This is a genomic window from Pseudomonas abietaniphila (genome assembly GCF_900100795.1).
Classification (GTDB): Bacteria; Pseudomonadota; Gammaproteobacteria; order Pseudomonadales; family Pseudomonadaceae; genus Aquipseudomonas; species Aquipseudomonas abietaniphila.
In genome coordinates, this window is the sequence record NZ_FNCO01000039.1 from 1 (window position 1) to 6,482 (window position 6,482).

Sequence of the window (6,482 nt, forward strand, 5' to 3'; positions counted from 1 at the left end):
TACCGACGCCGATGTCGAGTACCTCTGGAAGAAGGCGTACAAACCTACGCAATGGATTCTAGAAAATGATAACGCATGGTTAATGGCAAAACTCCATGCACCTAAAAAACCTACAGTTACGGTCGAAAAGTCCGTCGACTCAAGAGACGACGCCTATGCAGCCCTTATCGAAGCGGGCGTAGATGAGCTGTATAAAGTTACGAAAGATCCGAAGAGAGTGAACATTCGGAATTTGCAATCGCTACTCCCAGGTTCGTTGCCTCATGAGCTGGATCTACGCAAGCAGAGGTTCCCCCTTACTTATCAACAGATCAAGATTCATCAGGAGTCAGTATGGCATTTCCGTCTAAGAACTTTGGTGTGGACTGTCTCTGAACTCATCAGGATGAAGATCCCCGTGAATTACTCGACGGTAAGATTGACCTCAGCGGTATCAAGCAAGGTTTTCCTGGTTTTTTCCAGTTTCTTCGAGTGGGATCTGGAAAGCCTGGCCAGAACCGGGGTCGACGCAGAGGCCTTGCTCAGATCTACCGGCGTATCGAGGAATTGGGAGGGGCCACCAGTTTCAATAAGCTTTTGAGGGCATCTGTGTTCCGTCAGGTCTGCCAACCTTTGGTGATAACAAGAATGCCATCTCGCTTGAAAGCGTAAACGCGGACTAGGGTCTACCTTTCAAATTAGTAACCTTCGCGGCAGCTTTCTGAAAGCTTTCACTTGTTACTCTTAACTCAGAAAATTGAGCTTTAGGAGAAAATCATGAAAGCAATGACAGCAGTGAAAGCGTTTTGCGCCGCTTGGATTTTGACCTTATCTTCATTAGCCATGGCTGAAGGAGGCGGTGACCGCGTGTATGGTCGAATGATGCAAGAGAACCAACAAGCAATGGAACAATACGCCTCAAGGAACGGCAAGACTCCTCCTGAAGTTGTTCATTATGAATATGGTATGAACCTCGATATCCAGAAGGTCGTCAGTGTCACGCAAGCCAATAAAACCTGTGGGGTTGCTCCTTCGCGCATGACCTATGAAGACTCTACGGGCAAGCTTAACACCGTGGAATATAAGGTCATGGCCGACAACTGCCCCCATGGAAGCTAGACAATGAAAATTATTTAAGAACTGCATAATTCTCCTTTGTCCGAAACTAGCTTACTGCTCGCTGACGTAGAAGTAATTTTCAGGAAAGGCTGAAGTTATCCATTTTATGAAATCATGTCCGTCAGTTGAAGTGTTTCTAACGTACAGTAAACAATTGCTCGACCACCTGATACATCCCGCCTCCTTGTTTTTCCTTTGGTTTGGGAGGTGGTTTAGGCGCCCTAGTGGCGCCTTTTTTACGTTCGAAATGAGCTATGTCCTCTGCACGGGCATGACCCTCACCATGCAGGAGCAAGATTAGAAGATCAGTTTTCGGGGTATTCAGCAACGACGTGGTCTGTGCCTGCCTTTGACAAGCCGATTACCTTATACGCGTCATGTTTCCCGTCCACTTCCATTCCTGGGGAGCCGGCCGGCATGCCTGGAACGGCAATCCCGAGCAGGTCATCACGTTTGCTCATCGCAATGATTTGCTCGGCGGGCACGTGACCTTCAACAAACTTTCCGTTGATGGTTGCTGTGTGACAAGACGAGAGCTCAGGAGAAATCCCGAGACCGCGCTTGATCGCGCTCATGTTGGTTTCCACGTGATCAACGACGGTAAAGCCCCTAGCTTCAAGGTGCTGGATCCATTTCTTGCAGCACCCGCAATTAGCGTCGCGATGTACATCGATCGTCAATGGCTCTGCTGCATGACTGGCTGAACTGATGAACAGAGCCACGAGAGCAGCGAGACGAAGTGCCCGTCTGCGACGAAGAGAGTTATTTCGCATGGGTATGTTCCTTCCCATCAGTATGTGTATGTGATTTGGGCTGTACGGTTGGAGTCGGGGCCGCACCATCTGAAGCTTCCCTAACCTTATGATCGGGGTGGTCAGCAGGCTCATTTGCAGACGGCGCTGCGGAGGGGCCATGGGCATGTGCCGTGTTTTTCTCGTCATCATGAGCGCGGACTTCTGCCCTTTGGTTGGCAGCACCTGCGCCACTTTGCCCCTGGGTCGTTCCATGCTGACCCTCATGGTTGTGCATCACGCTTTCGCCACCACCGTGTTGATGGCCACCGCTACTCGTGATCAGAGCTTTGTATTGCTCTGCATCCAGTGACGGAAGTTGCTGGAGAAATGCGACCATCCCCCATATGTAGGGATCGGCCATGCTTTTGCCCCACGCGGGCATGCCGGTGGATTTGATGCCGTGCTTGATGATCCAAAAAGCTGCGGCTGGGTGCCCATCGACGTCCAGTTTCGAAAGGTTCGGAGGTGCGGGGTAAAGGCTGTTACTCAGTTCGGTGCCTGCAAGCCCCGGAGCCAAATGGCAACCGACACACATCGAGTTGTAGTTGCCAGCACCTTCACGGATGAGGGCTTCTTGGCTCAGGTCGGGGACCTGAATGTTGCGCGAGCGCACTTCGATCGAGCGATCCCGAGCAATAGAAAGTAGCGCGTAGACGGGGGCGGAGTGCGGGTCATCCGCCCCGACATTGATCACGCCGAAATACACCGCGCCGGCAGCCGCTGCTACGGTGGCCAGACCAGCAGCTATCAGTGCCTTCAGCGTTATTTTCATACTTGGTTCTCAGAACCACATCCGAATACCGGCGACAAAGCGTGCCTCGCTGGCATCTTCACCTTCCTCACGTGCAAAGTCTGCCGTATTGCCATAAGAACGGCTCCAACTCACCCCGATATAAGGGGCAAATTGCCGGACAATCTCATAACGCAATCGGAGCCCCACTTCGGTGTTGGCTAATCCGGACCCGATGCCGCGCTGAGGGTCATTCTTCCCATAAAAATTGACCTCGGCCGTCGGCTGCAAAATCAATCGATTCGTCAGCAGAATGTCGTAATCGCCTTCCAGCCGAGCAGCCGATTGACCGTTCTCACCGATGTAGGCAGTTGCTTCGGCCTCGAAGTTGTATAGGGCCATGCCCTGAATGCCGAGTGCGGCCCAGGTTTGAGGAGACCCTGGTTTGAAATCCTGTCGTACACCGGTGACGACGTCCCACCACGGTCCTATGGAGTGCCCCCAGAGCGCGGATAATTCAGCGCTTTCCGTCACGCCATTGGTACGTTCGCCTTCCGAGCGCAACCACAGTCGATCAATGTCACCGCCGATCCATCCTTTCGCATCCCAGGCCAACGCACTACCGTTGTCAGCATCCTGGTATTCAAACTTATCCAGCAGCATGAAAGAGTTGATTGTTTTGTCGTGGACACCATGACCAGCGACATCTGGAAAGGCGGCTGCACGGTCAGCATCGGTAAGTACGGGGACAGGGGTTCGACTGGTTGTCGTCGTCCCTTCATCCATACTTTCCATGCCGGTCATTTGACCGTCGTCCATTTTCATCTTGCTGTGGTCCATCGCTCCCATGGAGCCATGGCTCATCTTGGAATGATCCATCTCCTCAGCGGCGTGAGCCACGGCAAAGAAGACAGGACTCGTAGAAAATGCCAATACCATCAACGTTGGGCGTAAAAAATTCTTGGTCATGATCTCAATCCGCCTTCTTGTTTTCTTGGTCATGATCCATCGACTCATGGCGCATCTTGGTATGAGGCATCGTCGCGTGATTCGGCGTTGCCTGGTTTGACGTGGTCGCAGTCTTGTTCGGCGCATCCGCAGAAGTAGCAGGTGAATGATCACCACGTTCTTCGACTGCCAATGCTACGCAGGAGAATCCAACCATCAGGCCAAAAGCAAAGAGGCAACCGACCAGCGATTTACGATTTAGGTGTGTGCTCACAGATCGTCTCCTTTACTCATCAACCCGTACTTCACGGAACATGCCCATTTCCATATGGAAAAGCAGGTGGCAGTGATAGGCCCAGCGACCTAAAGCATCGGCGGTTACTCGATAGCTGCGCTTGGTACCCGGTGGCATGTCGATTGTGTGCTTACGTACCATGAACTTGCCGTTTTCATCTTCAAGGTCGCTCCACATTCCATGAAGGTGGATGGGGTGCGTCATCATGGTGTCGTTTACCAAGGTGATGCGAAGACGCTCCCCGTACTTGAGACGAAGGGGCTCAGCATCAGAAAATTTGATGCCGTTGAAGGACCAGGAAAACTTTTCCATGTGACCGGTCAGATGCAGCTCAATGGTGCGATTGGGCTCTCGGCCATCAGGGTCCTGGAAAGTGCTCTTCAGATCTGAGTAAGTGAGCACCCGTCGACCGTTGTTCCGCAAACCGATACCTGGATCGTTCAGTTTTGGCGTTGGGTTCATGGCCTGCATGTCAACCAACGGGTTGTTGGTTTCGGACGCTGGGTGAGATTGCATCTCGCCTCCCATGCCGCCCATCCCTGCCATCTGGCTGTGATCCATACCGGCCATGTTGGACATGTCGCCTTTGTCCATCCCCGCCATCTTGCTGTGGTCCATGCCGGCCATGTTGGACATGTCACCTTTGTCCATACCTGCCATCTTGCTATGGTCCATACCGGCCATGTTGGTCATGTCACCGCTGCCCATGCCGGTCATTCCGGTCATGTCACCTTGGTCCATTCCCTGCATCTTGCTGTGATCCATGCCAGCCATACCGCCCATGCCCATGTCATCCATGGTCAACAGCGGACGCGGATCGATCGCCGGTACCGGTGCTTTCAGTCCTTCACGAACTGCCAAGGTCCCCCGCGCATGGCCGGTTCTATCCATGGACTGGGCAAAGATTGTGTAAGCCTCCTCGGTGGCAGGCTCAACAATCACATCATAGGTTTCTGCCACGGCGATTCGGAATTCATCGACACTGACTGGTTGGACATATTGGCCGTCGGCCGCCACCACGGTCATTTTCAAACCAGGAATGCGAACATCGAAATAGCTCATCGCTGAGCCATTGATAAAGCGCAGGCGTAGCTTCTCGCCAGGCTTAAAAATACCGGTCCAGTTGCCGTTCGGCGCTTGGCCATTCATGAGGTAGGTGTAGGTATCCCCGCTGACGTCTGCCAGATCAGTTGGGTTCATTTTCATTTCGGCCCACATTTTCCGGTCGGCGACGGCAGCAGACCAACCTTGCTTGCTGACGTCGTCGATGAAGTCGCCCACGGTACGTTTGTGGTGGTTGTAGTAGTCCGATTGTTTCTTGAGTTTGGCCATGACGCGACCAGGATCCTCATCGGTCCAGTCAGTCAGCATCACCACATAGTCGCGATTGTATTGAAACGGCTCAGGCTCTTTCGAATCGATGACTATTGGCCCGTAAACACCTGCCTGCTCTTGCAACCCAGAATGGCTGTGGTACCAGTACGTGCCGTTTTGATGCACCTTGAACTTGTATTCGTACATGCCGTCGGGCGCGATGCCGTGGAAGCTCAAACCCGGTACGCCATCCATGTTGGCAGGCAAAATAATGCCGTGCCAGTGGATGGAGGTGTCTTGATCCAGACGGTTCTTCACGCGCAGAGTGACCGTCTCCCCTTCGCGCCAACGCAGCAAAGGCCCCGGCAACGAGCCATTGATGGTCATGGCTGTGCGCGGCGAGCCAGTGATGTTTACCGGCGTTTCACCAATAAACAGATCAAATTCGTTGCCGGTGAGGACGCTCGGCAGGCCTGGACTGGTCACTGCCCATACAGGAGTGCGCCACAGACCAAGGCCGCCAAGGATGCCGCCGGCGGCCAGGCCTTTAACGAATGTCCGTCTAGAGGTTTTGGAATGCATGCCGTTTATTTCCAATCAGTCAAAAGGGAGCCGTTCAAATCAACCCGTGAGTTGGCAAGATGAGCTTCGCTTACCGAAAAAAAGACGAATTTTTCATTGCAGGCGAGCTTAGAAATTGCCACATCTAAACCACCTTCGTGATTACATTTCTGTCAGCTTGGCCGCGTGCCTAATCGTTCAGCAGTTTTTATGATCCATCGCTTTGGCTTTGCTTTCAGCGACAGGCGGTTGAGCGCTCTGCGTTTGAGCTACCTGGTACGATTCCATCGAATTCGTCCTGGCCACTTCCATACGTGCGAAAGTCCGGTCACCACCGCCTTCAGCCATGGCCAGAGTGGAAACAGTCAGCGCTGCGACGACGAACAAGGTTTTGATGGTGTTCATATGGGCTACCTCAGATGTGTGAAAATATCCCCTCTGAATCACATCATGGATTGGACTCTTTGGGGGTGAGCAATAGACTCAGTTGGACTATAAGAGACACCCCCTGTCAGGAAGCTTAGGCCAATATTACAGTTGTGTCAGTTTGGGATATTTTTCTTGAAGTACACGCTATTTAATACGTATGGTCTCCATCTTTTCGCATTGCGCGACTTTTATTGAATATAAGATTGAAGTGTAATCATTGGGCGGTTGCAGGAGCTGAGTGCAACACGGTCATTGAATTGAAGCTGGAGCATCATGCCGCATAGTCATGGCCTTCTGCATCACCTCACCCATA

7 protein-coding genes and 1 pseudogene are annotated in these 6,482 nt (G+C 52.5%); 2 read left to right on the forward strand and 6 right to left on the reverse strand.

What is annotated here, in order from left to right; translation table 11 throughout:
- Together BLS87_RS33085 and BLS87_RS33090 are read left to right on the forward strand one after the other, a co-directional pair.
- Window positions 1-580, forward strand: a pseudogene (locus BLS87_RS33085) (transposase); the annotation flags it as partial.
- Between the two features lie 185 nt (window positions 581-765).
- Window positions 766-1,098: a DUF2790 domain-containing protein gene (locus BLS87_RS33090; RefSeq protein WP_074759392.1), complete on the forward strand. Its 333-nt coding sequence runs from the start codon at window positions 766-768 to the stop codon at window positions 1,096-1,098.
- A 305-nt stretch (window positions 1,099-1,403) separates the two neighbouring features.
- Here the strand turns inward: BLS87_RS33090 and BLS87_RS33100 are convergent, their stop codons facing one another.
- From BLS87_RS33100 to BLS87_RS33120, 6 genes are all read right to left on the reverse strand, one after another.
- The gene (locus BLS87_RS33100; protein ID WP_074759388.1) at window positions 1,404-1,871 is read right to left on the reverse strand and encodes a DUF411 domain-containing protein; all 468 of its coding nucleotides are present in this window, start codon (window positions 1,869-1,871) and stop codon (window positions 1,404-1,406) included.
- Entirely contained in the window at window positions 1,861-2,664 is an 804-nt protein-coding gene (locus tag BLS87_RS33105; protein WP_074759389.1) for a c-type cytochrome, read from the reverse strand. Before BLS87_RS33105 ends, BLS87_RS33100 begins: the two co-directional genes overlap by 11 nt.
- 9 nt (window positions 2,665-2,673) lie before the next feature.
- Window positions 2,674-3,624, reverse strand: a complete 951-nt coding sequence (locus BLS87_RS33110) for a copper resistance protein B (RefSeq protein ID WP_074759390.1) — start codon at window positions 3,622-3,624, stop codon at window positions 2,674-2,676.
- On the reverse strand, window positions 3,596-3,844 hold the full coding sequence (locus tag BLS87_RS34065; RefSeq protein WP_143024556.1) for a hypothetical protein: 249 nt from the start codon (window positions 3,842-3,844) through the stop codon (window positions 3,596-3,598). Before BLS87_RS34065 ends, BLS87_RS33110 begins: the two co-directional genes overlap by 29 nt.
- Before the next feature lie 12 nt (window positions 3,845-3,856).
- Window positions 3,857-5,761: a copper resistance system multicopper oxidase gene (locus BLS87_RS33115; protein WP_074759391.1), complete on the reverse strand. Its 1,905-nt coding sequence runs from the start codon at window positions 5,759-5,761 to the stop codon at window positions 3,857-3,859.
- A 177-nt stretch (window positions 5,762-5,938) separates the two neighbouring features.
- Window positions 5,939-6,145, reverse strand: coding sequence for a co-regulatory protein PtrA N-terminal domain-containing protein (locus BLS87_RS33120; protein WP_019816895.1), 207 nt, complete (start codon window positions 6,143-6,145; stop codon window positions 5,939-5,941).
- Window positions 6,146-6,482 lie beyond the last annotated feature (337 nt).